This window comes from Micromonospora sp. NPDC003944, from assembly GCF_053605225.1.
This window is the reverse complement of record NZ_JBSGIV010000005.1, coordinates 54,415-79,274: the sequence shown is the minus strand read 5'-3', so window position 1 is coordinate 79,274 and position 24,860 is coordinate 54,415. Positions and strand designations below refer to the sequence as shown.

General features: G+C 71.9%; 23 protein-coding genes and 1 riboswitch. Of the genes, 11 read left to right on the top strand and 12 right to left on the bottom strand.

Annotated features, from left to right (window positions below):
- The first annotated feature begins 111 nt into the window (after window positions 1-111).
- On the top strand, window positions 112-1,977 hold the full coding sequence (locus tag ACWER9_RS04040) for a glycerol-3-phosphate dehydrogenase/oxidase (protein ID WP_452300366.1): 1,866 nt from the start codon (window positions 112-114) through the stop codon (window positions 1,975-1,977).
- 88 nt (window positions 1,978-2,065) lie between these two features.
- Window positions 2,066-2,599, top strand: coding sequence for a hypothetical protein (locus ACWER9_RS04035; protein WP_452300365.1), 534 nt, complete (start codon window positions 2,066-2,068; stop codon window positions 2,597-2,599).
- Window positions 2,600-2,609: 10 nt separating this feature from the next.
- Here ACWER9_RS04035 and ACWER9_RS04030 read toward each other — a convergent pair whose 3' ends face one another.
- Window positions 2,610-4,010 carry an FAD-binding oxidoreductase gene (locus tag ACWER9_RS04030; protein WP_452300364.1) on the bottom strand — a complete coding sequence of 467 codons (1,401 nt, stop codon included), beginning with the start codon at window positions 4,008-4,010 and terminating at the stop codon, window positions 2,610-2,612.
- 68 nt (window positions 4,011-4,078) lie between these two features.
- Between ACWER9_RS04030 and ACWER9_RS04025 the strand changes: the two genes are divergently transcribed.
- A complete protein-coding gene (locus ACWER9_RS04025) occupies window positions 4,079-4,363 on the top strand; it encodes a DUF4031 domain-containing protein (RefSeq protein WP_452300363.1) in 285 nt (94 codons plus the stop codon).
- On the opposite strand, the gene ACWER9_RS04020 is transcribed toward ACWER9_RS04025, so the two are convergent.
- Window positions 4,335-4,991 carry an HD domain-containing protein gene (locus ACWER9_RS04020; RefSeq protein WP_452300362.1) on the bottom strand — a complete coding sequence of 219 codons (657 nt, stop codon included), beginning with the start codon at window positions 4,989-4,991 and terminating at the stop codon, window positions 4,335-4,337. The two genes, ACWER9_RS04025 and ACWER9_RS04020, sit on opposite strands and share 29 nt — an antisense overlap.
- A gap of 106 nt (window positions 4,992-5,097) precedes the next feature.
- Here ACWER9_RS04020 and ACWER9_RS04015 point away from each other — a divergent pair, with 106 nt between their 5' ends.
- Window positions 5,098-6,333 carry an FUSC family protein gene (locus ACWER9_RS04015; protein WP_452300361.1) on the top strand — a complete coding sequence of 412 codons (1,236 nt, stop codon included), beginning with the start codon at window positions 5,098-5,100 and terminating at the stop codon, window positions 6,331-6,333.
- A gap of 23 nt (window positions 6,334-6,356) precedes the next feature.
- Here the strand turns inward: ACWER9_RS04015 and ACWER9_RS04010 are convergent, their stop codons facing one another.
- Window positions 6,357-7,607, bottom strand: a complete 1,251-nt coding sequence (locus tag ACWER9_RS04010; protein ID WP_452300360.1) for an aminotransferase class V-fold PLP-dependent enzyme — start codon at window positions 7,605-7,607, stop codon at window positions 6,357-6,359.
- 46 nt (window positions 7,608-7,653) lie between these two features.
- Window positions 7,654-7,774: riboswitch (SAM riboswitch) on the bottom strand.
- A 23-nt stretch (window positions 7,775-7,797) separates the two neighbouring features.
- Between ACWER9_RS04010 and ACWER9_RS04005 the strand changes: the two genes are divergently transcribed.
- Window positions 7,798-9,288, top strand: coding sequence for a PrsW family intramembrane metalloprotease (locus ACWER9_RS04005; RefSeq protein ID WP_452300359.1), 1,491 nt, complete (start codon window positions 7,798-7,800; stop codon window positions 9,286-9,288).
- A 269-nt stretch (window positions 9,289-9,557) separates the two neighbouring features.
- Here ACWER9_RS04005 and ACWER9_RS04000 read toward each other — a convergent pair whose 3' ends face one another.
- Together ACWER9_RS04000 and ACWER9_RS03995 are read right to left on the bottom strand one after the other, a co-directional pair.
- On the bottom strand, window positions 9,558-9,725 hold the full coding sequence (locus tag ACWER9_RS04000) for a hypothetical protein (RefSeq protein ID WP_167337262.1): 168 nt from the start codon (window positions 9,723-9,725) through the stop codon (window positions 9,558-9,560).
- 93 nt (window positions 9,726-9,818) lie between these two features.
- Complete coding sequence (locus tag ACWER9_RS03995) at window positions 9,819-10,157, bottom strand: GroES family chaperonin (protein WP_030327790.1); 339 nt, start codon at window positions 10,155-10,157, stop codon at window positions 9,819-9,821.
- Between the two features lie 160 nt (window positions 10,158-10,317).
- Between ACWER9_RS03995 and ACWER9_RS03990 the strand changes: the two genes are divergently transcribed.
- Window positions 10,318-11,628: an AI-2E family transporter gene (locus ACWER9_RS03990; RefSeq protein ID WP_452300358.1), complete on the top strand. Its 1,311-nt coding sequence runs from the start codon at window positions 10,318-10,320 to the stop codon at window positions 11,626-11,628.
- A gap of 158 nt (window positions 11,629-11,786) precedes the next feature.
- On the opposite strand, the gene ACWER9_RS03985 is transcribed toward ACWER9_RS03990, so the two are convergent.
- A complete protein-coding gene (locus ACWER9_RS03985; RefSeq protein ID WP_452300357.1) occupies window positions 11,787-13,991 on the bottom strand; it encodes an ATP-dependent DNA helicase in 2,205 nt (734 codons plus the stop codon).
- A 102-nt stretch (window positions 13,992-14,093) separates the two neighbouring features.
- Between ACWER9_RS03985 and ACWER9_RS03980 the strand changes: the two genes are divergently transcribed.
- Window positions 14,094-14,600 carry a DUF402 domain-containing protein gene (locus tag ACWER9_RS03980; RefSeq protein ID WP_452300356.1) on the top strand — a complete coding sequence of 169 codons (507 nt, stop codon included), beginning with the start codon at window positions 14,094-14,096 and terminating at the stop codon, window positions 14,598-14,600.
- A gap of 24 nt (window positions 14,601-14,624) precedes the next feature.
- On the opposite strand, the gene sigJ is transcribed toward ACWER9_RS03980, so the two are convergent.
- On the bottom strand, window positions 14,625-15,590 hold the full coding sequence (gene sigJ, locus ACWER9_RS03975) for an RNA polymerase sigma factor SigJ (protein ID WP_452300355.1): 966 nt from the start codon (window positions 15,588-15,590) through the stop codon (window positions 14,625-14,627).
- Window positions 15,591-15,766: 176 nt separating this feature from the next.
- Between sigJ and ACWER9_RS03970 the strand changes: the two genes are divergently transcribed.
- The 3 genes from ACWER9_RS03970 (at window position 15,767) to ACWER9_RS03960 (ending at window position 18,475) form a co-directional block, all read left to right on the top strand.
- Window positions 15,767-16,708 (top strand): PPK2 family polyphosphate kinase, encoded by a 942-nt coding sequence (locus tag ACWER9_RS03970; RefSeq protein WP_452300354.1) that lies wholly within the window; start codon window positions 15,767-15,769, stop codon window positions 16,706-16,708.
- Between the two features lie 128 nt (window positions 16,709-16,836).
- Window positions 16,837-17,463, top strand: a complete 627-nt coding sequence (locus tag ACWER9_RS03965) for a DUF47 domain-containing protein (RefSeq protein ID WP_357351199.1) — start codon at window positions 16,837-16,839, stop codon at window positions 17,461-17,463.
- Window positions 17,464-17,467: 4 nt separating this feature from the next.
- Complete coding sequence (locus ACWER9_RS03960) at window positions 17,468-18,475, top strand: anion permease (RefSeq protein ID WP_452300353.1); 1,008 nt, start codon at window positions 17,468-17,470, stop codon at window positions 18,473-18,475.
- Between the two features lie 52 nt (window positions 18,476-18,527).
- Here the strand turns inward: ACWER9_RS03960 and ACWER9_RS03955 are convergent, their stop codons facing one another.
- Window positions 18,528-19,496: a Gfo/Idh/MocA family protein gene (locus ACWER9_RS03955; protein WP_452300352.1), complete on the bottom strand. Its 969-nt coding sequence runs from the start codon at window positions 19,494-19,496 to the stop codon at window positions 18,528-18,530.
- Between the two features lie 223 nt (window positions 19,497-19,719).
- On the opposite strand from ACWER9_RS03955, the gene ACWER9_RS03950 reads away from it, so the two are divergent.
- Window positions 19,720-20,553, top strand: coding sequence for an NUDIX hydrolase (locus ACWER9_RS03950; RefSeq protein ID WP_452300351.1), 834 nt, complete (start codon window positions 19,720-19,722; stop codon window positions 20,551-20,553).
- Between the two features lie 69 nt (window positions 20,554-20,622).
- Here the strand turns inward: ACWER9_RS03950 and pstB are convergent, their stop codons facing one another.
- From pstB to pstS, 4 genes are read right to left on the bottom strand one after another with little or no spacing between them, the layout of a single operon-like run.
- On the bottom strand, window positions 20,623-21,399 hold the full coding sequence (gene pstB / locus ACWER9_RS03945) for a phosphate ABC transporter ATP-binding protein PstB (RefSeq protein WP_112584183.1): 777 nt from the start codon (window positions 21,397-21,399) through the stop codon (window positions 20,623-20,625).
- A gap of 17 nt (window positions 21,400-21,416) precedes the next feature.
- On the bottom strand, window positions 21,417-22,505 hold the full coding sequence (gene pstA / locus ACWER9_RS03940) for a phosphate ABC transporter permease PstA (protein WP_452300350.1): 1,089 nt from the start codon (window positions 22,503-22,505) through the stop codon (window positions 21,417-21,419).
- Window positions 22,502-23,593, bottom strand: a complete 1,092-nt coding sequence (gene pstC / locus ACWER9_RS03935; protein ID WP_452300349.1) for a phosphate ABC transporter permease subunit PstC — start codon at window positions 23,591-23,593, stop codon at window positions 22,502-22,504. Before pstC ends, pstA begins: the two co-directional genes overlap by 4 nt.
- 38 nt (window positions 23,594-23,631) lie before the next feature.
- Window positions 23,632-24,738: a phosphate ABC transporter substrate-binding protein PstS gene (gene pstS / locus ACWER9_RS03930; protein ID WP_452300348.1), complete on the bottom strand. Its 1,107-nt coding sequence runs from the start codon at window positions 24,736-24,738 to the stop codon at window positions 23,632-23,634.
- Between the last annotated feature and the right edge of the window lie 122 nt (window positions 24,739-24,860).

The following is a 24,860-nucleotide window of genomic DNA, read 5'->3' as shown; positions in this document are numbered from 1 at the left end:
CACGCCGAACGGTTTCGAACCGAACGCGACGCTGGAGTGATCAGGTGATGAGAAGTAGGTGTGAGTCGCCGCCTGGACCTACTTCCCATCACCTGATCATGGTGGCGGCGAATGTCGACACGGTGGCACGGCGGTTACGGTGGACGGGTGCGTGACCCCAATGTCTCCCGATCCGTCGCCGGTCAGCTCTCACCTGTCCGCCGTACGTCCGACCTGCGTCGACTGCGTGCCGAGCGCTTCGACGTGTTGGTCATCGGCGGTGGGGTGACAGGTGCCGGCGCCGCCCTGGACGCGGCCTCCCGGGGCCTGAAGGTGGCGCTGGTCGAGGCTCGTGACCTCGCGGCCGGCACCTCCAGCCGGTCCAGCAAACTCATCCACGGTGGCCTGCGCTACCTGGAGCAGTTGGAGTTCCACCTGGTCCACGAGGCGCTCACCGAGCGCGGCCTGCTGGCCACCCGGCTCGCGCCGCACCTGGTGCGCCCGGTGCCGATCATGGTGCCGCTGCCGGCCGGGCAGGGCCTGCGAGGTCTGCCGGGTCGGGTCTTCCGCCGCTCGTACTACGGCGCCGGGGTGGCCGCCTACGACGCCTTCGCCGGGGTCTTCGGGGGTGGTCGGGGCATGCCCCTGCACCGCCACCTGACCCGGGAGGGCGCCCGGCGGGTCTTCCCGAGCCTGCGGGCCGACGCGCTGGCCGGGGCGATCCGTTACTACGACGGGCAGGTCGACGATGCCCGGCTGGTGGTCACCCTGGCCCGCACCGCGGCCAGCCTCGGGGCCACGGTGGTGACAAGTGCCCGTGCCGTCGGGCTGATCCGGCAGGCCCGCGAGGTGACAGGTGTCCGCGTCCGTGACCTGGAGGCCCCGGCGGGTTCGCCGGACGCGGAGTTCGAGGTGCAGGCCCGCACCGTCATCGCCGCCACCGGCGTGTGGAGCGACGACATGTCCCGGATGCTCAACGACGTGGGCCTGCGGCCCGGCGTCCGGGTGCGCGCCTCCAAGGGGGTGCACCTGGTGGTGCCGCGCTCGGCGATCACCGGCGAGACGGGGCTCATCCTGCGGACGGCGAGTTCGGTGCTCTTCGTCATTCCGTGGGGCGGGCACTGGATCATCGGCACCACGGACACCGACTGGCGGCTGGACCGCTCCCACCCGGCCGCCTCGGCCCGCGACATCGACTATCTCCTTCAGCAGGTCAACACCGTGCTGGACCGGCCGCTGACCACCGCCGACATCGAGGGGGTGTATGCCGGGCTGCGGCCACTGCTGGCCGGTGAGGCCGACTCGACCTCGAAGCTCTCCCGGGAGCACGCGGTCTTCGAGCCGATGCTCGGGCTGTTGCTGGTCGCCGGTGGCAAGTACACGACGTACCGGGTGATGGCGTCCGACGTGGTCGACCGGGCCGCTCGTCGGCTCGGTGGCGCCCGCCCGTCGCGCACCGCCGACCTGCCTCTGCTCGGTGCCGACGGGTACCCGGCGATGTGGCGGGACCGGGCCGACCTGGCGCGTCGGCACGGCGTGCCGGTGGGCGTGGTGGAGCACCTGCTGGAGCGGTACGGCACCCTCACCCTGGACCTGCTGGCGCTCGTCGACGCCGACCCGCTGCTTGCCTCCCCGCTTGCCGGTGCTCCGGAGTACCTGGCGGCGGAGGTCGCCTACGCGGCGCGGGCCGAGGGTGCGCTGCACCTGGAGGACGTGCTGACCCGGCGGACCCGGATCTCGTTCGAGACCAGCCACCGCGGGCTGGAGTCGGCGGAGCACACCGCCGAGCTGATGGGCTCGGTGCTCGGTTGGGACGCGGCCACCCGGGCACGCGAGGTCGAGCACTACCGGGTTCGGGTGGAGGCGGAGCGGCAGTCCCAGTTGATGCCGGACGACGCGGCGGCGGACGCGGCTCGGCTCGGCGCCCCGGACGTCCGGGGTTACGCCGCCGACCGGGGCGACGACGATCAGGCGGAGCTGCGCCCGTCCGCTCGATGACGAATTGCGACGTTACCGATGGGTAACCATCGATACCAGCCCGGATGGTGGTTTCGGACGCTACCTACGGTGGGGTAGGTTTCCGCCCGTGCTACCCCGCGCGCGCCCTCGTCTGCTCGTACCCCTGCTCGCCGTCGCGCTCGCCGGCGCCCTGAGCGGGTGCTCGCTCTTCGACCGGGACAAGCCGGAAACGCCGGTGGCACAGTCGACAGGCGCGGCGGGTGGCGGCACGCAGTTGGAGATCCCCACCACCGTCGCCGCCGGCCAGGTCAGCCTGCTCCAGCGGCTCGGTGAGAACGGGCCGATGCGCACCCTGAGCGTGGAGCGGAACGGCGCATGGCAGTGCGTCGACTGCGCCGGGGACGGCGTGACCTCCCGGGGCACCCTCGCACCGGAGCTGACCGAACGGCTCCAGGTGCTGCTCGCCAACCCGAGGCTTGCCGACGAGACCGATCAGGCCCGGCGGTACCGGACCACCTGCATCGACGCGCTGACGTCGAGCCTCATCACCTCGACCGGGCTGATCACCTCGCAGGACTGCCCGGGTGAGGAGCTGACGCCGGTCGCCGGGGAGATCCTGCTGCTGCTCACCCAGGCGACCCCGGCCGAGGTCAAGGGCTGACCGTAGCCGGTCAGAGCACCTTGCCCGGGTTGAGCAGGCCGGCCGGGTCGAGCGCCGCCTTGATCGCCTGATGGACCCGGACGCCGACCGGGCCGATCTCCCGGGCCAGCCAGTCCCGTTTGAGCAGCCCCACCCCGTGTTCGCCGGTGCACGTGCCGCCCAGCTCCAGGCCGAGCCGCATGATCTCGTCGAATGCCCGCCGGCCCCGCTGCACGCTCGCCGGGTCGGCCCGGTCGACAACGATGTTCGGGTGCATGTTGCCGTCTCCGGCGTGCCCCACCACGCCGATCGGCACCTCGCACTCGGCAGCGATCCGGGCGACCCCGTCCAGGAGCGCGACGAGCGCGCCACGTGGCACCGCCACGTCGTCGATCACCAGACCGCCGTTGCCGCCCGGGTAGGCGTCCGCCGCGAACTTCTCCATCGCCGGGTGGGCGAGCCGGCGGGCCTGCAACAGCGCCGCCGCCTCCACCGCGTCGGTGGCCGCGTAGACCTCCTCGGCACCGACGGCCTCGCAGACCTCGGCCAGCACGGCCAGGTCGCCCGCCGCCCGGGGGCCGGTGTCGGCGGCGGCAAGCAACAGGGCCTGGGCGTCGGTCCGCAACCCCATCGGCTGGTACGCCTCGATCGCCCGCAGGTGGGTCTGGTCCAGCAGCTCCAGCAGGCTGGGAGTGAGCCCGCGCGACGCGATCTCGGCCACTGCCGCGCCGGCCGTGGCGGTGGACCCGAAGACCGCCACCAGGGTCAGCGAGTCGGCCGGGGCGGGTCGCAGGGCCACGGTCACCTCGGTGATCACCCCGAGGGTGCCCTCCGAGCCGACGAACAGCCGGGTCAGGTCGTAGCCGGCCACCCCCTTGGCCGTACGCCGGCCGGTGCGCAGCACCTCACCGGAGGCGAGCACCACCTCCAGGCCGAGGACGTACTCGGTGGTCACGCCGTACTTCACGCAGCACATGCCGCCGGCGTTGGTGGCCACGTTGCCGCCGATCGTCGACGACTCCCAGGAGCCGGGGTCCGGCGGGTACCAGAGGCCCTCTTTCGCCACCGCCCCGGCCAGCGCCGCGTTGACCACCCCCGGTTGGACCACGGCGATCCGGCTCACCGGGTCGATCTCCCGGATCTCGTTCATCGCCACGGTGCTGAGCACCACCGCGCCGTCGACCGCGTTCGCCGCGCCGGCCAGCCCGGTCCGTGCGCCCTGCGGCACCACAGGTACGCCGTGCCGTGCCGCCGCCTGGACCACGGCCACCACCTGCTCGGTGGTGCGCGGCCGGGTCACCGCCAGCGGGACGCCGGCGTCGCACAGGTCGGCCTCGTCGCGCTGGTGCACGCGTAGCAGGTCCGGGTCGGTGAGCACGGCGTCGGCACCGAGCGCGGCGCGCAGGTCGTCGAGGAGCGCGGTGGCTGCCATGCAGCCGAGGTTAGGTCGCCGACTGGCGATCATCAACATGATCGACTGCGGGGGATAACTTGGGCACCATGCTCTATGTGGACCGGCCGGCCTGGCCGTGGCGTGGTCGGCTCTGGTCGCACCTGATCAGTGACGTCTCGTACGCCGAGCTGCACGCCTTCGCCGAGGCACTCGGCGCCCCCCTGCGCGGCTTCGACCGGGACCACTACGACATTCCGGCCGACCGGTTCGCGGCGGCGGTGTGGCTCGGTGCCCGGGAGGTGCCGAGCCGGGAGCTGGTCCGGTTGCTCCGGGCCGCCGGCCTGCGTCGTCCGAAACACCTGATCAGCCCGCGGTCTCCGGTTCGCCGGTGAGCGCGGCCAGCTCGCGGCGCACATTGTCCCGCGCGGGCTCCTCCCACCGGCTGGCCAGCGGCGGCGACCGGAACAGCGCGGGCAACGCCAGCAGGCCTGTCAACACGGCCGCCCGCCCAGCCCGGAAGGCCGGCTCCGGCACGTGGGCGTACTCCCGACGGATCGCCGCCGCGTAACCCTGGTAACCGGCCGGCGGTGCGGCGAGCACGGCCAGGTCGGCATCGCAGAGCAGCGCGCCGTCCCGGTCGACCGGCGCCACCGTGTGCCCGGCGGTGAGCAGCACCAGCCGGCGCACCTCGGCCACCGTGGCCGCCGGCACCCCGAGCCCGCTGAGCACGGTCTCGGCAAGCGCGGCGCTGTCCCGTTCATTGGCGTCGCCAACGGCCCGGGGGTCGTAGACCGCGTCGTGGAACCAGGCCGCCAGCCGGACGACGTCGGCCCGACCGGCCAGGTCGGCGTGCTTGTCGACCACGTCGAGCACCGCCGTCAGGTGGGCAAGCGTGTGATAGTGCCGGTGCGGCTCCCGCCAACGGGCGAGCAACTGCTCGCCGGCCCTCGTCGTATCCGCATCGGGCCGCGCGCCGGCATCCCGGGCCGCCGCCCCCCACCGCTCCAGCAGATCAACCACCGCCCGAGTCTCCCGCATCCACCCACGGCGCGCGGGACGGGAGGATTCAGCGGGCCCACCACGGGTAGTCGCGCCCATGGCCGTGGCCCGGGACAAGCGACAGCCGATGGTGCGACGTACCGCGCTGCGCGACGGGTTGGTGGACATCGACGGCGCGCGGATCGCCGAGGCCACCGAACAGCTGCGCCACCGCGGCCGAGCCACCCTGCACGACCGGCTGCACCGGGTACGGATGGCCGGCGGACTCGCCGTGCAGGCCGGGCTGGCCGCCGGGCTGGCGTACCTGATCTCGCACAAGGTGCTCGGCAACCCGCAACCGGTCTTCGCGCCGATCTCCGCGGTCGGCACCCTGGCCGCGTCGGTGGGGCAGCGGTTCCGCCGGACGGTGGAGCTGATCGTCGGGGTGGGGGTCGGGGTGGCCGTCGGCGACCTGCTGATCTACCTGCTCGGCACCGGGGCGTGGCAGCTCGGCCTGGTGGTCACGGTGGCGATCCTGCTCACCATCTTCGCCGGCGCGAGCGTGGCGATCGTCATCCAGGCGGCGGCCACCGCGGTGCTGATCGTGACGCTGAGCCCGTCGACCCAGAACCTCGAGATACCCCGCTTCGTCGACGCGTTCCTCGGTGGTGGGATCGCGCTGCTGGTCACGGCGGTGTTGCTGCCGCTGAACCCGCTGCGAGTGATCAACCGGGCGGCTCGGCCCGCCCTGGACCTGTTGGCCGCCCAACTCGACGCCACCGCCGACGGACTGCGCAGCCGGGACCGCGCCACCATCCAGGGCGCACTGGAGAGGCTGCGCAACAACAAGGAGGAACTTGCCACCCTCGGCGAGGCGATCGAGGGGGCGAAGGAGACGGCGACCCTCTCCCCGGCCCGCTGGCACCGGCGCGACGAGCTGACCCACTACGCGGAGGCCGCCGACCCGATCGACAGGGCGATGCGCAACAGCGGCACGCTGATCCGCCGGTCCGTGACGCTTGTCGAGGACGAGGAGCCGGTGCCCGATCCGATGCCGGACGCGATCGGTCACCTCGCCGAGTCGGTCCGGCTGCTCAAGCACGAGTTCGCCTCCGGTGAGGAGCCGGAGAAGGCCCGGGAGCGTTCGCTGCGGGCGGTCAGCGAGGCCGGCCGGGCGTACGGCGACGGGGTGGGCTTCTCCGGCAGTGTGGTGATCGCCCAGGTCCGGACGACGGCGAGCGACCTGCTGGTCGCCTCCGGAATCGAGCAGGAGGAGGCGAACCGGTGGATCCGCACCGCCTTCGGGGAGCAGGAACGCCCGGTCGGTGAACCCGTCGAGCCCGGTGCGGCGCCGAAGCCACCCACCGCCCCGCCGGTCGGCTGACCGAGAGCCCCGCCGGCCCGGCCTCAGCCCAGCTCGGCCAGCGCCGCGAGCAGCCGGTCCACCTCATCGAGAGTGCTGCCCAGCCCGATGCTGGCGCGCAGCGCGGTCGGCGGCAGGTCCCGCCGGCCGGTACGCCCCGCCGCCTCGCCGAGCAGACGCCGGGCCAGCGGGTGGGCACAGAACAACCCGTCCCGTACGCCGATGCGGTGCTCGGCGGCAAGCCGCGTGGCCACCTCGGTGGAGTCCCATCCGGCGACCACGAACGACACGATGCCGACCCGGGGCGCGTCCACGCCGAAGGTGCGCAGCTCGACGACGTGCGGCAGGGCGGCGATGCCGGTCCGCAGCCGGGCCAGCAGGGCCTGCTCGTGGGCGACCAACGCGGCCTGGTCCGCGTCGTCGAGGGCCGCGCACACCGCCGCCAACGCGACCGCGCCGAGCAGGTTCGGGGTGCCACCCTCGTGTCGCGCTGGGCCGGTCGTCCAGGTCACGTCGTGGGTGGCCGGCCCGACATGGCTGGTGGCCCCACCCCCGGCCAGGTACGGCGGGGCGGCGTCCAGCCAGTCCGCCCGACCGATCAGCACGCCCGCGCCGAACGGCGCGTACAGCTTGTGGCCGGACACGGCCAGGTAGTCGACGTCGAGCGCGAGCAGGTCGACCGGGGCGTGCGGGGCGAGTTGCGCGGCGTCGAGCACGATCCGGGCACCGTGCCGGTGGGCCACCCGCGCCAGCTCGGCGACCGGCCACCGCTCACCTGTCACGTTGCTCGCGCCGGTCACCGCCACCAGCACCGGCAGGGCCGGGCTGCTGCCCCGACGCAGCTCGGTGAGGGCGGCGGCGAGATCGCGTACCGCACCGTCGGGGTCACTGGGCACCGGCAACCGCACCGACCCACGCGGCCACGGCAGCAGATTGGCGTGGTGCTCACCGGCGAAGGTGACCACCGTCGTGCCGGCCGGCACGGCCCTCGCCAGCAGGTTGAGCGCGTCGGTCGTGTTGCGGGTGAAGATCACGTGATCGTCGGCGCGAGCCCCGAAGAAGTCGCCGATCGTCTGGCGCGCCTGCTCGTACGCCAGGGTGCAGCGCCGCGACAGCGCTCCGGCTCCGCGGTGCACGCTCGCGTACCAGGGAAGCAGCTCGGCCACCGCGTCGGCGGCGGCCCGCGCGCACGGCGCACTTGCCGCGTAGTCCAGGTTGATCTCACCCGGCACGCCCAGGACGTCGAGCGGCGCAGTGGGCAGACGTGACGGTGCGGGGACGACAGTGACGGACACGCCGGAACCTCCGGGGTCAGGGACCCCGGATGCGGCATCGGGACGGGGTCCGCGCTTGCCCAGCACGCCGATCGGGCTGGGCCCGGTCATCACCCGGGGCACCCCACCGCGAACTCGACGAGGGTTGCCGGCCAGCAAGCCGGGGCTTGACGCTGGCGCTCGTGACCTGCCGGCAGCATAGCGGCTGCCGATGCGACCGAACCAGCCGGCGGCGGATGGCTACGCTGACCGCATGGCCGACACCCCGCCCGGTACACCGCTGCCGCCGTCGCCCGCCGCCCCGCCCGCTCCCGCCGCCCCGCCCACGGGCGAGACGCCCCGGATGCCGCTGCGCCGACTGGGCTGGCGGCGGTTCCTGGTGCTGGCCGGGGTGGTGCTGCTCATCGCGGCCTGCGCGGTGTTCATGGTCTTCACACTCGGCCAGTCGCTCGGTGCGCAGGCCCTGCTGATCGGGGTGGTCGCCGCCATCCTGCCGGTGCCGGTGCTTGTCGCCTGCTTCCTCTGGCTGGACCGCTACGAACCGGAACCGCTGAAGTACCTGATCTTCTGCTTCGCCTGGGGGGCGTTCGTCTCCACCGCCGCCTCGCTCACGGTGAACGACTTCGCGGCCAACCTGTTCGACGACTGGGGCCTGCCGTCCGCGCTCACCGGGGTGCTGGTGGCGCCGTTCATCGAAGAGTTGACCAAGGCGCTGGGCCCGATCCTGCTGCTCGTGTTCCGCCGCCGCGAGTGGTCCGGGATCACCGACGGCCTGGTCTACTGCGGGCTCGCCGCGGTCGGCTTCGCGATGGTGGAGAACATCCTCTACCTGGGCGGTTTGGGTTACGCGTCCGGCGCCGACCGTTACGGTCCTGCCACCGGCATCCAGCAGGTCATCGCCATCTTCATCCTGCGGATCCTGCTGTTCGGGTTCGCCCATCCCCTCTTCACCTCGATGACCGGTGTGGGGCTGGGCATCGCCTCCCGGACGGCCGACCGACGCATCCGGGTGCTCGCCCCGATCGCCGGCCTGCTGCTGGCGATGATGCTGCACGGCACGTGGAACCTGCTGCCCACGCTGACCCAGGCCACCGGCGAGGCCGTGATCATGCTGTACGGCTTCCTGGGCCTCATGGTGCCGGTCTTCTTCGGCACCGTGGGGCTGGCGCTCTGGCTGCGCGCCTGGGAGGGGCGGCTCACCGAGCGGGTCCTACCCGACTACGTCCGTGCCGGCTGGCTCAGCCCGCCCGAGGTGGCCGCTCTGAGCAGTCTCGGCCGGCGACACGCCGCCCGCAGTTGGGCGCGTCGAGTCGCAGGCGACGCCGGGGTGCGGGCGATGCGGGGTTACCAGGCCGCAGCCACCCGGCTGGCCCTGCTACGCGACGGGGCGCTGCGTGGATTGGACCGCAAACCCGCCGACCAGGAGCGGACCGCCCGCGAAGAGCGCGAGCTGCTGGACGCGATCAGCGCGTACCGGACGTTCTTCGTCGGTCGGGACCCGCAGGCCCCGGCCGGAGTCTGGGACGGCAGCCGCTACCACCTGCGCTTCCCCGACGGTACGCAGCGCACGGTGGACGCCCCGGACGAGCCGGTCGTGCCGATCCCGGTAGTGCTGGCCCCCACCCCGGCCCCGCTCGGCTACACCCCACCCGCCTGGCCCGGCCCCCACGCAGCGCCACCCTGGCCACCAACCCACCCCTAACACCCCGCCGCCGCCCCCCGGCCCCCCCGCCCCCGCCCCGCGCCCTGCCCGCGCCGATCTTGCGGTTGCTGTTGTCGAGAAGCCCTGAATGCCCCTTATGCCGGGACAGCAAGTGCAAGATCGGCGCTGACCCGGGTCGATCAAGGAGTTGGGGTGCCTGGTTTGGGGCTACTTGTGGACTTTGTCGCCCATCACAAGTCCAAGATCGACGGGGTGGGGCAGGGGCCGCGGCAGGACAGGGCAGGGCGAAGGCGGGGCGGGGTTTGGTGTCAGGTCATCAGTGAGGTTAGGAAGTCACCTAGGCCCTGGAACATCGCGATGAGCGCGGCTCCGATCGCCCTGAACATCTGCGCGGCACCGTCCGGCCGGAAGGCCATGAAGTAGATCAGGAACGCGACACTGCCCCAGGTCAAGAGCTTCTTTACGAATACCGGCATCGTCCCTCCCCAGGGCCACGGTCGCCGGATGGCTTCCCGTCGTACGGCCGGGCAAACGGTGCGCGACGGGGCCTGGTGGCCGGGGGAGGTGCGTCAGAGGTAGAGGCCGGTCGAGTCGTTCTCGATCCGCTCGGCGGCCACGGCGTGCACGTCCCGCTCCCGCAGCAGCACGTAACCGCGGCCGTGCAGCTCGACCTCGGAGCGGTCGTCGGGGTCGAAGAGCACCCGGTCGCCGGAGACGATGGCGCGGACGTTCGGCCCGACCCCGACCGCGGTGGCCCAGGCGAGGCGCTTGCCGACCGCTGCGGTCGCCGGAATGACGATGCCGGCGGTGGAGCGGCGTTCGCCCTCGCTGCCCTCCATCCGCACCAGCACGCGGTCGTGCAGCAGGCGGATCGGCAGGCCGGCGTCGAGATCGTTGTCGGCGGTCACGCCGCAGACGCTACCGTGTGGCCGACGGTGGCCCGCCGGTGGTTACGCCGGAGGTGGTCGGGGCAATGTGTGGCTGAACTGCCCTACGGTGTCGGGAACGGACGTATGCTGTCCGACCTGTCGCCGTTGGCGGGCCGGGTTCTTCTGCCAGGAGGTGCGCTTGAGCCGCTTCGAGCGGGTACGCGGGCGGCTTCGCCGCGCCTACCAGTCACGACAGGAGTCGGCGCGCGCCGACGAGGGCGCCTCGTCCGATGCGCTTGACGACGCGTCGGAGGCTGCCCGGGTGGCGTCGCCGACCGTGCCGGGGCCGACCGCGCCGTCGAGCGCCGCAGTCTACGGCGCGGAACCGCCGGTGGACCTGCACAGCTCCACCTCCAGTCGGGACGACGCCGACGTTCCGCACGGGCTGCGGATCGCCGCCGCGTGGTGTTGGCGACTGATCGTGATCGGCGTGGTGGCCTGGGCGCTGCTGCGGATCGTCGGCACGGTCAAGATCGTGATCATTCCGCTGGCCATCGCGTTGCTGCTCTCCGCGCTGCTCGCCCCGGCGGTGGGCTGGTTGCTGCGGGTCCGGTTCCCCCGGTCGCTGGCGACGGCGGTGGTGCTTGTCGGCGGTCTGGCCGCGGTGATCGGCACGCTGACGCTCGTGGTCAACGAGTTCATCCGCGGCGTACCGGAGCTGAGCGAGAAGTCGTCGGAGGGCGTCCGGCAGATCCAGAATTGGCTGAAGACAGGCCCACTGCATCTTTCGGACACCCAACTCGACCGCTACATCGACGAGGCGCAGGCCTGGATCAACAACAACACCTCGAGGTTCACCAGCGGCGCGCTGAGCACCGCCGCGACGCTTGCCGAGGTGCTGACCGGCACGCTGCTGGTGCTCTTCGCGACCTTCTTCTTCCTGCGTGACGGCAACCGGATCTGGCGCTTCCTGGTCCGGCTGCTGCCGGTGGCCGCCCGGTGGAAGGTCGACGACGCGGGCCGCGCCTCCTGGCAGACGCTTGTCGCCTACGTCCGCGCGACAGTGCTCGTCGCCTTCATCGACGCGGTCGGCATCGGCATCTTCCTGGTCGCCTTCGACATCCCGTTCGCCTTCCCGCTTGCCGCGTTGGTCTTCCTCGGCGCGTTCATTCCGATCGTCGGTGCGGCGCTTTCCGGCGGCGTGGCGGTGTTGGTGGCCCTCGTCGACAGCGGCCCGGTCACCGCGTTGATCATCCTGGCTGCGGTGATCGTCGTGCAGCAGGTGGAGGGTCACATCCTGCAACCGCTGATCATGGGCCGGGCGGTCGCACTGCACCCGCTCGCGGTGATCATCGGTATCGCGGCCGGTGTCGTACTCGCCGGCATCACCGGCGCGCTGGTCTCGGTGCCGCTCATCGCGGTGCTGAACACCGCGATCCGCCGGCTTGCCGCCCGACGGGTCCCGGACACCCCACCCGACGCCGTGGTCGTCGCCGCCCAGGCCCCGTAGACCCGCCCCGCTCGGGCTCGGGCGCCCCGCAGACCGGCTTGATCACGCACGAACGTGGAAAGAGTGGCCTCCCGCAGCAGGGAGGCCACTCTTTCCACGTTGCAGCGCGATCTTGCCGCGTGGCGGGGCCCGCGACGGCGGCGCGGCGGGGATGGGCGTCAGGACTTGGCGAGGCGTTCCAGGGCGCCGCGGGCCACCTCGGGGCGCGTGGTGTACCAGAACGGGGGCAGCGACCGGCGCAGGAACGGCCCGTAGCCGCGAGCCGTCTCCAGTCGCGAGTCGAGCACCGCGACCACACCCTTGTCGCCGGTCGCCCGGATCAGCCGGCCCACGCCCTGCGCCAGCCGTACCGCCGCGATCGGCACGCTTACCGCCGCGAAGCCGGAGCCACCACCCGCGTCGACCGCCGCCGCCCGGGCCGCCGCCAGCGGTTCGTCCGGGCGAGGGAAGGGCAACCGGTCGATGACGACGAGCTGGCAGGCGTCGCCCGGCACGTCCACCCCCTGCCAGAGCGACATCACCCCGAACAGGCAGCTGGCGCGCTCCTCGCGGAAGCGACGTACCAGCAGCGGCAGCGCCTCCTCGCCCTGGAGCAACACCGGCAGGTCGGTCCGCGCGCGCAACAGCTCCGCCGCCTGCTGCGCGGCCCGCCGGGAGGAGAAGAGCCCGAGAGTACGACCACCGAGCGCTTCGACCAGCCCGAGCAACTCCTCTCCGGCAGCCTCGGGCAGCCCCGAGACGCTGGGGCGGGGGAGGTGCGCGGCGACGTACAGGATGCCCTGCCGGGCGTAGTCGAACGGCGACCCGACGTCGAGTGACCGCCACCCGGGGCCTTCGGTGGCCGGTACCACGGCGTTCGGGGTGACCTCGCCGGCGAGGCGGCGGCCCGGCGCTTCGGCGGCCGGACGGCCGGGGGCGGTGCGGGCGGCCAGCGCGGCTGCGGCGGGGGTGGGCGGTGCGGGCGGTGGCGCGTCCAGCCCGAGGGCGCGGGCGACCGTGTCGAACCGGCCGCCGAGCGCCAGGGTCGCCGAGGTGGCGACGACTGTGCGCTCGTCGTACAGGTGGGTGGCGAGGGTGCCGGCGACCGAGAGGGGCGCTACGACAAGCGCCCGGCGGCTGCCGCTGTCGTTCTTCTCCACCCACGCCACGTCGTGGTCGGCCTCCTCCAGCAGCCGCTGCGCGGTGGTGGAGAGCTCGTCCAGGGCGGCCTTGGCCTGCTGCTTGCGGACCGGGTCGGGGTCGTCGGCCTTGATGTCGCCGATCGCGTCCAGGGCGGTGCGGGTCGCGGCGTCGAGCAGGGTGCACGCCTCCCGCAGTGGCGTCGGCAACCCTGCGGTTATCCGCCCGGCCGGCGCCTCGGCCAGCCCGACCGCGAGGGCGTCGCCGGCGGCGGTGAGCGCCTCGGCGGTCTCCGGGCGCAGCAGCGTGCGGGCCCGCCGGGTGGTCCGGTCGATCAGCTCCGGCACCAGCTCGGCCTGCGCCGCCGAGGAGACCCGGTCGGCCAGCTCGTGCGCCTCGTCGACGATGAGCAGCTTGTGCGGTGGCACGATGTGCCGGTCGGCGAGCATGTCGACGGCGAGCAGGCTGTGGTTGGTCACCACGATGTCGGCCTCCCGGGCGCGGGCCCGGGACGCCTCGGCGAAGCACTCCTGCCCGAACGGGCAACGGGTCGCGCCGACGCACTCGCGCGCCGGCATCGACACCAGCCGCCAGGCCTGGTCGTCGACGCCTGGGTCCAGCTCGTCCCGGTCGCCGGTGGCGGTCTTCTCGGCCCAGTCGCGCAGCCGCTCGACCTGCTTGCCCAACCGGCCCGCCTCACCGAGCCACTTCGTTCCGCCGCCGGGACGTGCCGCAGGGGCGTCGAAGAGGGTGTCCTCCGGCTCCTCCTCGGTGGAGTTGTCAAGTCGGGCGAGGCAGAGGTAGTGGTGGCGGCCCTTGAGCACGGCGAAGGTCGGCCGACGGCCGAGCACCGGCTCGACCGCGTCGGCGAGCCGGGGCAGGTCGTGGTCGACCAACTGGGACTGCAACGCCAGGGTGGCGGTGGAGACCACCACCGGGCCGTCCACAGTGAGCGCCGGCGCGAGGTAGGCCAGTGACTTGCCGGTGCCGGTGCCCGCCTGCACGAGCAGGTGCTCGCCGCCGGCCACGCAGTCCTCGATGGCAGTGGTCATCTGTAGCTGGCCGGGGCGTTCCGCGCCGCCGGGCACCGCGCCGACCGCCGCCGCCAGCAGTTCCGTGCCGCTGGGCCGGGCACCCCGCCGCCGGCCCTTCGCGCGGGCCGACGGGGTGGCGGAACCGGTGGCGGTGCGGGGCGGAGTCACCGTGCGACGGTACCCGGCGCCGCCGACACCGGCCGCGCCCATCCGCCGCGTGGCGTGCTGCCGACCAGACGCGTCGGCTGGACGACCCCGTCCGGTTACGGCCGCGCTACGACGCGTTGGGCAGTATCGGTTAGGGTGCGAATCATGCCGAGCGACATGGTCCGCGTGATCTACCGCAAGTACGACGGCAGCGCCCACCGCGACTACCCGGCCCGCCGGCTCACCGAGGACGATCTCGGCATCTGGCTCGGCGTGCCCGAGGGCACCGAGTCGGTCTACCACGGCCGACCCTCGGTGGAGAAGATCCCATTCGTGCTGCTGGTGCCTCATCGCGCCTGGTGGACGGCCATGTTCAACCCACCGCCACGCACCAGCGAGGTCTACTGCGACATCACGACGCCGGCCCGCTGGGAGTCCGACGACACCGTCCAGCTGATCGACCTGGACCTGGACGTCGTCAGGCGTCGGGCCACCGGCCTGGTGGAACTGCTCGACGAGGACGAGTTCGCCGAGCACCGGGCCCGGTTCGGCTACCCGGACGACGTGGTGGTCGAGGCCGAGGCCGCGGCACAGCGGCTGTTCGGGGCTCTGGGCGACGGCACCGAACCGTTCGCCACCGCGTACCGCAAGTGGTTGGCCCTGGTGGTCTGACGCCGCACGCCCGGTCGGGCCGCCTCACCAGCGCGGTGGCCAGCCGTCGTCGCCGTCGAGCGGCGGCAGGTCGGTCAGCTTCTCCGGGTTGAGTTGGTTGTAGATGGCGGTGATCCGGCCCTGGTCCACCGCGAACGCGGTGACCAGGCGGATCGGCCGCCCGTCGGTGTGCGCCGTCTCCATGTGCAGGCCGAGCGCGCCGTCGACGAGCACGGGCCGAGCCAGCACCCGGTCGGCGTAGCGGCCGGTCCGGCCGAACAGGCTGAGCGTGAGGCGAGCAACGGCGTCCGCGCCGAGCACCGGCCGACGGGCCGCGGGGAAGTGCCCGCCCGAGTCGCCGACGAAGACCACCTCCGGCGCGAGCACCTGGAGCAGTTGGTCCAACTCGCCGGACTCGGTGGCGGCGACGAACGCCTTGAGCACCCGGCGCTGCTCGGCCGGGCCGGCGGTGTGCCGAGGTACGTCCGGTGCGCTGACCGCCCGGCGGGCCCGCGAGGCGAGTTGCCGGGCGGCCGCCTCGGTGGTGCCGAGCACCGCCGCGACCCGGGCGAACGGCAGCGCGAACACGTCGTGCAGCACGAGGGCGACCCGTTGCTCCGGCGCGAGCCGCTCCAGCACCACCAGCAGCGCGGTGCCGACCTGATCGGTGCGGACGGCCCGTTCGGCCGGGTCGGGAGCGTACCCGTCGGCCAGCGGAAGGCCGCCCAACGGCCTCACCACCGGCTCCGGCAGCCACTGCCCCGGGTACGCCTCCCGGCGGACCCGGGCCGAGCGGAGCACGTCCAGGCAGATCCGGGCGCAGGTCGTGGTCAGCCACGCGGAGAGGTCACGGATCTCGGCGCGGGCCGCCGGTCGGGCCAGCGCCCCGGCGTAGCGCAGCCAGGTCTCCTGCACCGCGTCCTCCGCCTCACTGCGGCTGCCGAGCATCCGGTGGGCCACCGCGAGCAGCCGGCCCCGCTCGGCCTCGAACTCCGTCGCCAACTCCCGCACGACCCACCACCCCACTCCCGGTCGGCGTTCCGCTCCACATCCTCCCGCCGAGTGGGCGGGCCGGCAGCCCCGGGCGGCCCTGCCGTGGGTGGAGATCGGGGAGCGCCGGTTGGCAGGCCGGGGGTCGAAGGTCCTCTCGGCGGGCGGAGAGGCGGCGGTTGGGCGATGATCCGTGCATGAGCGCACCCCAGCAAGGGCAGATCGTGGCACCGGACGGTGGCTCGGTGCGGGACCTCCTGCGGGTCACCGCGCCGGTGGACCTCGGCGCGATCGACCCGCGGTCCACGCCCGGCCTGCCCGGGCCGGCGGGCCGCGGCGAGCACCGGAAGACCTGGGCGCGGGGGCAGGTGGAGCTGGTCGGCGCGGAGTTGGGCCGGCAGCAGGAGATGCTCTTCGCGATGGCCAAGACCGGGTCGGAGCGGCCGGCGCACCGGGTGCTGCTGGTGCTCCAGGCGATGGACTGCGGCGGCAAGGACGGCACGATCAAGCGGGTGGCCGGCGCGATGAACCCGCTGGGTCTGCACATCCGCTCGTTCGGGCCGCCGACCCGCCAGGAGCTGCGGCACGACTTCCTCTGGCGGATCCGGCGGGAGCTGCCGCCGGCGGGGTACGTGGGGATGTTCAACCGTTCGCACTACGAGGACGTGTTGATCGCCCGGGTCGGCGCGCTGGTGCCGGAGACGACCTGGCGAGCCCGCTATGACCAGATCAACTCGTTCGAGCGGGAGCTCGCCGAGGGTGGAATGACCCTGGTGAAGGTCATGTTGCACATCTCGTACGCCGAGCAGGGCAAGCGCCTGCTGGACCGCCTCACCGACCCGCGTAAGCACTGGAAGTACAACCCGTCCGACATCGACTCCCGAGGGCACTGGGACGACTACCAGGCCGCGTACGCCGAGGCCCTGAGCCGGTGCGACACGGACGCCGCGCCCTGGTTTGTCGTGCCGGCGGACCGCAAGTGGTACCGGGACTGGGCGGTCGCGCACCTGCTGCGTGAGACGTTCGACACGCTAGACCTCGGGTATCCGGCAGCCGATTTCGACGTTGCACGGGAGCGGAAACGGCTCCTGGCTGGGGGACCGGGTGCGGGTGGGGCAGCCGAGATGAACAGTAGGTAAACGAGCGGTGAATGACGCCTGGCCAGGGGTGGGCCGGCGAATTCCCAGTTCCGTCGTTTCCTAGCATTCACCGAGCGGGCACCCGTTGGGCACCGCCACCCTTCCACCGACGCGACGAGGTCTGTGCTGTGAAGTTTTCCTTCCGCCCCACCGAGGGCGCCTTCTACGAGCTCTTCACCAGGGCCGCGCAGAACCTGGTCCGGGGCACCACGCTGCTCAACGAGCTGGCCCTGCCGGGTGTGGACGTGCAGTCCGTCAGCGAGCGGCTGACCGAGGTCGAGCACGACAGCGACCAGATCACCCACGATCTGTACAAGAAGATCAACTCGACCTTCATCACGCCGTTCGACCGGGAGGACATCTACCGGCTCGGCTCGCTGCTCGACGACGTGATGGACCACCTCGAGGCGGTCGGCGACCTGCTCTACCTGTACGGGTTGACCGAGCTTCCGGCGCTGCCCCGCGAGCTGCACGAGATGGTCAACGTGCTCGACCAGCAGGCCAAGCTGACCGCCGACGCGATGCCCCGGCTGAAGTCGATGAAGGATCTCGAGGACTACTGGATCGAGTGCAACCGGCTGGAGAACGAGGGCGACCGGATCAACCGGCAGCTGCTCGTCCGTCTCTTCTCGGGTGAGTACGACGCGTTGACGGTGCTGAAGATGAAGGAGGTCGCCGACGAGCTGGAGGCCGCCTGCGACGCCTTCGAGCACGTGGCCAACACCGTCGAGACCATCGCCGTCAAGGAGTCCTGAGCCGGTGTCCCCTGAACTCATCGCCGTGCTGGCGGTGATCGCGGTGGCCCTGGCGTTCGACTACACCAACGGCTTCCACGACGCTGCCAACGCGATCGCCACAAGCGTCTCCACCCGGGCGCTGACACCCCGGATCGCCCTGGCGCTCGCCGCGGTCGGCAACTTCATCGGCGCCCACTTCGGCGCCGGCGTCGCCAAGACCGTCGGTGACGGTCTGGTCACCCTCCCCACCGGGATCAACAGCCTCGGGGTGGTCTTCGCCGGGGTGCTCGGAGCGATCGCCTGGAACCTGATCACCTGGTACTTCGGTCTGCCCTCGTCGTCCTCGCACGCTCTCTTCGGCGGTCTGGTCGGCGCGACCCTGCTGTCCACCGGCGGCATCGTGCAGTGGGGCAACATCGGCGAGAAGGTGCTGCTGCCGATGGTGTTGTCGCCGATCGTCGGCCTCACCCTCGGCTACCTGCTGATGCTTGCCATCCTGTGGCTGTTCCGGAAGGGGCAGCCGGGCAAGCTCAACCGGGGCTTCCGCTGGGCGCAGACCGCCTCGGCGGCAGCCATGTCGATCGGTCACGGCATGCAGGACGCCGCCAAGACCATGGGCATCGTGGTGCTGGCGCTCTACACCGGCGGTTTCCAGGAGAGCAAGACGCACATCCCCGGATGGGTGTTCTGGACCTCGGCGACGATGCTGGCCCTCGGCACGTACGCCGGTGGTTGGCGGATCATCCGGACCCTCGGCCGCAAGATCATCGACCTGGGGCCGCCGGAGGGCTTCGCCGCCGAGACCGTCGCCAGCGCGGTGCTCTACTTCAACGCCCTGGTGCTGAAGGCGCCGATCTCCACCACCCACACGATCACCTCGGCGATCATGGGCGTGGGCGCGACCAAACGGCTCTCCGCGGTTCGCTGGAACGTGGCCGGCAACATCGTGCTCGCCTGGATCATCACGTTCCCGGCAGCCGCCCTGATCGCGTGCATCATGTACCTGCTGGTCCGGCCGCTCTTCGGCTGAGCCCGTTCCGCTCGAAGTCGGAGGCCCCCGGTCACCCGGGGGCCTCCGTCGTTCACTCGTACCGCACGCCGATCTGTTCGCGGACCGTGTCCAGCAGGGCCATCACCTCGAGGGTCGTCGAGTGCGGCACCACCGGGCTCTCGGTCAGCCCGGCGGCCAGGCAGCGCTGCACCTCGATCGCCTCGTACTGGTAGCCGTTGCCGGCCTCCTCGGTGGTGATCGTCTCCGGCTCCGCGCCGGCCCGGTGCAGAGTCACCGAACCCGGCCGGAAGAACGGCTCCGGCAGGTCGATCCGGCCGGTGCTGCCGACGATCGACGCGGACAGCTCACTCGCTCCGACCATGCCACAGCTCAGGGTCGCGAGCGCGCCGCTGTCGTACCCGAAGAGGATGCCGGTGTTCTCGTCCGTGCCCTCCGGCCCGAGCTGCGCCCACGAGCGCACGTGCTGCGGCACCCCGAGCAGCAGGTGAGCCAGGCTGATCGGGTAGATCCCCAGGTCGAGCAGGGCGCCCCCGCCCAACGCCGGGTTGCGCATCCGATGCTCCGGCGGGAACGGCCCGGCCACCCCGAAGTCGGCCCGGACGCCGGTGACCGTGCCGATCGCCCCTCCCCCGATCAGCTCGACCACCCGCAGGATCATCGGATTCAGTCGCATCCACATGGCCTCCATCAGGAAGACCCCGGCGGCGCGGGCGGTGTCGATCAACTCGGTGCTGGAGGCCAGGTCGAGGGTGAACGGCTTCTCCAGCAACACCGCCCGACCGGCGGTGAGGCAGGTCATCGCCGCCTCGTAGTGCGCGGAATGCGGGGTCGCGACGTAGATCGCGTCCACCTCCGGGTCGGCCGCCAGCTCCACCCAGGAGCCGTAGGCACGCTTCGCGCCGTACGTGTCGGCGAAGCGCCGCGCGCTCTCCGCGGAACGGGAACCGACCGCGACCAACTCGGCGTCCGGCACCAACCGGAGGTCTTCGGCGAAACGGCTGGCGATGTGGCCGGTGGCCAGGATGCCCCAACGAGTCATGCCGGAACGCTAACCCCTGCGGTCGCGGGGTCGCCCGCCCCACCCACTCCTCGCCTACCGAGCACCTGTTGCGTCGCCTTTGCTCTGCTGCCGCCGAAGCGCCAGTAATCGGCCGCGCCCGAGGGTGGTGCGCACGGGTGGTGCGTGAACGGCAGCAGAGCAAAGGGCGTGGTCGGTGGTCTGGCCCGGTGGTGGCCCGGCCCCGGGGAACTAGGCTCGCGGCATGACGATCGACAGCGCCGGCTTCGCCGCCCCGGCCGCCCTGGTCGAGCACGCCCGCCGGTTCCAGGCCGAGGGTGGCACCCCGGCCACGCCGCGGGTCGCGGCCACCGTGTTGCTGCTGCGTCCGACCGACGACGACTTCGAGGTGTACGTCATCCGCCGGGTCGCCGCGATGACCTTCGGCGGGATGTACGCCTTCCCCGGCGGCGGGGTGGACCGCTCCGACTCGGAGGCGCACCTGGACTGGGCTGGCCCGACACCTGGTGAGTGGGCGGACCGGCTGGGCGTGGCCCCGCAGGCCGCGCAGGCGGTGGTCTGTGCCGCTGCCCGGGAGGTCTTCGAGGAGGCAGGCGTCCTGCTCGCCGGCCCGGACCGGGAGACCGTGGTGGGCGACGTCAGCGGCGACGACTGGGAGGCGGCCCGGCAGGACCTGGAGGGGCGCCGGCTGGGCTTCGCCGCACTGCTCGCCGACCGTCAGCTCACCCTCCGGTCGGACCTGCTGCTGCCGTGGAGCCGGTGGGTCACTCCCGAGTTCGAGCCGCGCCGCTTCGACACGTACTTCTTCATCGCCCTTTTGCCTGCGGGCCAACGGACCCGCGACGTCTCCGGCGAGGCCGACCACACCCTGTGGATCCGGCCGGCGGACGCGCTGACCCGCGCGCAGGCCGGCGAGCTGACCATGCTGCCACCGACACTTGTCACGCTGGCCCAGGTGGCGGCGGCCGGCGATCTCGCCGGAGTGGCACGGGCGGCGGCTGATCGGGATGCCGCAAGCCCGGTCATCCCACGTCTGGACCTACCACCGGACGGCGAGCCCCGCTTCGTCCTGGGCTGATGCAGTTGCGGACATGGCACCGGCGCCCACGCCGGGAGGGCGGGGCGCCGGTGACCGGACGTTTTCGGCTCAGCCGAAGCGGCCGGTGATGTAGTCCTCGGTCTTCTTCACGCTCGGGTTGCTGAAGATCTTCTGGGTGTTGTCGTACTCGATGAGCCGGCCCGGGTCGCCGGTCTTCTCGATCGAGAAGAAGGCGGTCCGGTCCGACACCCGCGCGGCCTGCTGCATGTTGTGCGTCACGATGATGATTGTGAACTTGTCCTTGAGCTGGAACATCAGGTCCTCGATCGCCAGCGTGGAGATCGGGTCCAGGGCCGAGCACGGCTCGTCCATCAGGACGACCTGCGGCTCGACCGCGATGGTCCGGGCGATGCAGAGCCGCTGCTGCTGACCGCCGGAGAGGCCGGCGCCCGGCTTGCCCAGCCGGTCCTTGACCTCGCCCCACAGGTTCGCGGCGCGCAGGGCCTTCTCGGCCGCGTCCTCCAGGATCGACTTCTTGCGGACCCCGTTGAGCTTCAGCCCGGCCACCACGTTCTCGAAGATGCTCATGGTGGGGAACGGGTTCGGGCGCTGGAAGACCATGCCGATCGTGCGCCGGACCGCGGTGACGTCCACGTCCCGGTCGTAGATGTCCTGGTCGTCGATGGTCAGGCTGCCCTCGACCCGGGCCCCCGGCAGCACCTCGTGCATCCGGTTGATCGACCGCAGGAACGTCGACTTGCCGCAGCCGGACGGCCCGATGAGGGCGGTCACCGTCTTCGGCTCGACGGTCAGGTTGATGTTCTCGATCGCCTTGAAGCCGCCGTAGTACGCGGTGACGTTCGAGGCGGAGACGCGCTTGGCCATGGTGGTACCTCCGGGGTTCATCGGCTGAGCCTGTTGCGACGGGCCAGCAACTTCGCCGCGATCGTCAGGATGAGTACGAGGGCGACCAGGGTGAGTGCCGCGGTCCACGCCCGTGCCGGCGCGTACTTCGACGCGTCACCGGCCTGCTGGTAGACGAAGAGGGACAGCGACGACTGGTTGTTCTCGAAGGGGTTGGTGTTGATGGCGGCGCCGCCGCCGGCGACAAGCAGCACCGGCGCGGTCTCGCCGGCCGCGCGGGCGATGGCGAGCATGACGCCGGTGACGATGCCGGGCAGCGCCGTCGGCAGCACCACCCGCAGGATGGTCTTCCACTTGGGTACGCCGAGCGCGTACGCGCCCTCGCGCAGTGGCGCCGGTACGAGGCGGAGCATCTCCTCGGTGGACCTGACGATCGTGGGCAGCATGAGCACGCTCAGCGCGAGCGCGGCGGCGAAGCCGGAGAAGCTGGGCCGACCGTCGTTGAACCACGGCGACACGATCAGCACCCAGAACGCCAGCACGAAGAGGCCGGAGACGATCGACGGGATGCCGGTCATCACGTCCACGAAGAAGCGGATCGCGAAGGCGAACTTGCCCCGCCCGTACTCGACGATGTAGATCGCGCAGAGGACACCGAGCGGGACGGTGATCAGGGTGGCGATGCCGACCTGCTCCAGCGTGCCGACGATCGCGTGGTACGCGCCGCCGTTGGCGTCCCGGGCCCCGATGTTGTTCATCGAGGTCTGGAAGAAGTTGACGTCCAGCCGCTCGGCGCCCTTGCTGACAAGCGTCCAGACCACCGAGACGAGCGGCAGCACCGCCAGCACGAATGCGGAGTGGATCAGCGCGCTCCAGGTGCGGTTGCGGGCCGACCGGCGTCCCTCGACCGCGTTCGCGGCGGCGAAGAGCCCGACCAGGTAGAGGATCGCGCCGAGGACGACGACGAGGACCGGGCCGCCGATGCCGGTGCCGTAGACGACCACGGCGGCGAGCGCCAGGGCCGCCACGGCGATGGCCGGAGCGGCGTACCAGGGCAGCCGCCTGGCCCGCAGCGAGTCGGGCTGGGCCGGTGGCCGGGTGCGGTGGGAGGTGGCGGTTGTGGTCATGCGGCCGACTCCGTGAACTCCCGGCGGCGGTAGATGATCGCCCGCGCCGTGATGTTGACGATCAGCGTGATGGTGAACAGCACCAGACCGGAGGCGATGAGCGCGCCCCGGCCGGTCTCGTTCGCCTCGCCGAACGCGTTGGCGATGTTGGCGGCGATGGTGTTGCCGCCGTTCTGGATCAGGTTGAACGAGATGCCGAAGGTGATGCCGAGGGTCAGCGCCAGGGCGATGGTCTCGCCGAGGGCCCGGCCGAGGCCGAGCATCATCGCGGCGATGATGCCGGGGCGGCCGTACGGGAGCACCGCCGTGCGGAGCATCTCCCAGCGGGTGGCGCCCAGGGCGAGGGCGGCCTCCTCGTTCGCGGTGGGCGTCTGGAGGAACACCTCGCGGGAGAGCGAGGTGATGATCGGCAGCACCATGATCGCGAGCACCAGGGCACCCAGCATGACGGACGCCCCGAAGGGGCCGTCGCCGCCGAAGAGCGGGATCCAGCCGAAGTGCTGGTTCAGCCAGATGGAGAAGTCCCGGACCGGGCTGCTGAAGACGTCCCGTCCCCAGAGGCCGAAGACCACGCTCGGTACGGCGGCCAGCAGGTCGACCAGGAACCCGAGCGCGGTGCCCAGTCGGCGCGGCGCGTAGTGCGACAGGTAGAGCGCGATGCCGAGCGCCACCGGCACCGCGATGAGCAGCGCGAGCGCCGAGCTGAGCACGGTGCCGAAGGCGAGCGCACCGATGCCGAACTTCGGCTGGGTGTCGTTGGGGGACCAGCCCTCGTAGGACCAGAAGTTCTCGGTGTTGGCGCGTAGGGCCGGTACCGCCTTGGCGACCAGGAAGATCGCGATGGCGGCGATGATGACCAGAACTGCGGTACCGGCGGCCAGGGTGAGACCGCGGAAGGCCCGCTCGGCGCCGAACTTTCGGCTGCGCGGCAGTGCGCCGCCGCCGCCCAGCCCGGTGCCGCCCGGGGAACGGGTGCTGACTGGTGCCTCGGCCACACGCGCCGAGGCACCGGCGGGCCACTCGTGACTCTGGGTCACGCGCGTCCCGCCGGTGCCGGCGTCGGCCGAGCGGTGAGGGGTTTCACCCATCTGCTCGCTCGATTCGGTTGCGGAGGTGTGGGGTCGGGTCAGGAGAGGTTCTTGACCGCGGTCTCGACCTTGGTGCGGACCGTCTCCGGCAGCGGGGCGTAGCCCAGCTCGGTGAGAGAGGCCTGGCCCTCGGCGCTGGCGGCGTGGCCGAGCAGGCCCTTGACCAGCTTCAGCTTGTCGGCCGCGAGGCCCTTGCTGCAGACGATCTCGTACGTCGCCAGGACGATCGGGTAGGCCCCGGCCTCCTTGGTGTTGTAGTCGATCTTCAGCTTGAGGTCGTCACCCTGACCCTCGATGGCAGCGCCGGCGATGGTCTTGCCAGCCGCCTCGGCGGTCAGCGCGGCGAACTCGCCGTTGCCGTTGCCGATCTTCGACATCTTCAGGCCGGCGTTCTCGGCGAACGACCACTCCATGTAACCGATGGAACCGTCCGCGCCCTTGACCCGGCTGGCCACGCCGTCCGAGCCCTTGGCGCCGGTGCCGCCCGGGGCCTTCCACGCCTTGGCGTTGCCGAGGGTCCAGTCGCTCTCGGCGGTCTTCGAGAGGTACTTGGTGAAGTTGTCGGTGGTGCCCGACTCGTCCGAACGGTGGACGGTCTGGATGGTGGTCGCCGGGAGCGTGGCGCCCGGGTTGTCAGCCTTGATCGTGGCGTCGTCCCACTTGGTGACCTTGCCGGCGAAGATCTTCGCCAGGGTGGCCGGCTTGAGCTGGAGGTTGTCCACGCCGCTGACGTTGTAGGCGACGGCCACCGGGCCGATAACCATCGGCAGGTGGATGGCCTTGCCGCCGGCGCACTTGGCGTCCGCCTGCGGCTGCTCCTCCGGCTTGAGCGCGGAGTCGGAACCGGCGAAGTCGGCGGTCCCGGCGATGAACGCCTGGATGCCGGCGCCCGAACCGGAAGCCTCGTAGTTGATCGTGGTGCCCTGGCACTTCTGCTGGTACGCCTTGATCCACTCGGCCATGGCGTTCTTCTGCGCCGACGAGCCCTGGGCGTTGACCGTGCCGGTGCCGCAGTCGACCGCGGCGGCCGAGCCCGAGGCGCTGGCGCCGGTGGCGGGCTCGTTGTTGTCCGAGCCGCATGCACTGAGGCCGAGCGTCGCGGCGAGGGCGAGGCAGGCAATAGTGCCGTACCGCTGGAGCTTCACCTGAGGGGTTTCCCTTCGCGTCTGACTTGGCGCCCCGATCCCGGGGCCCGAGGACCGGCACTGACCGGCTGACACGAAAGTTAGAAGTGCCAGGTAGCCGGTTCGCCGGTCGCAAGTGAACG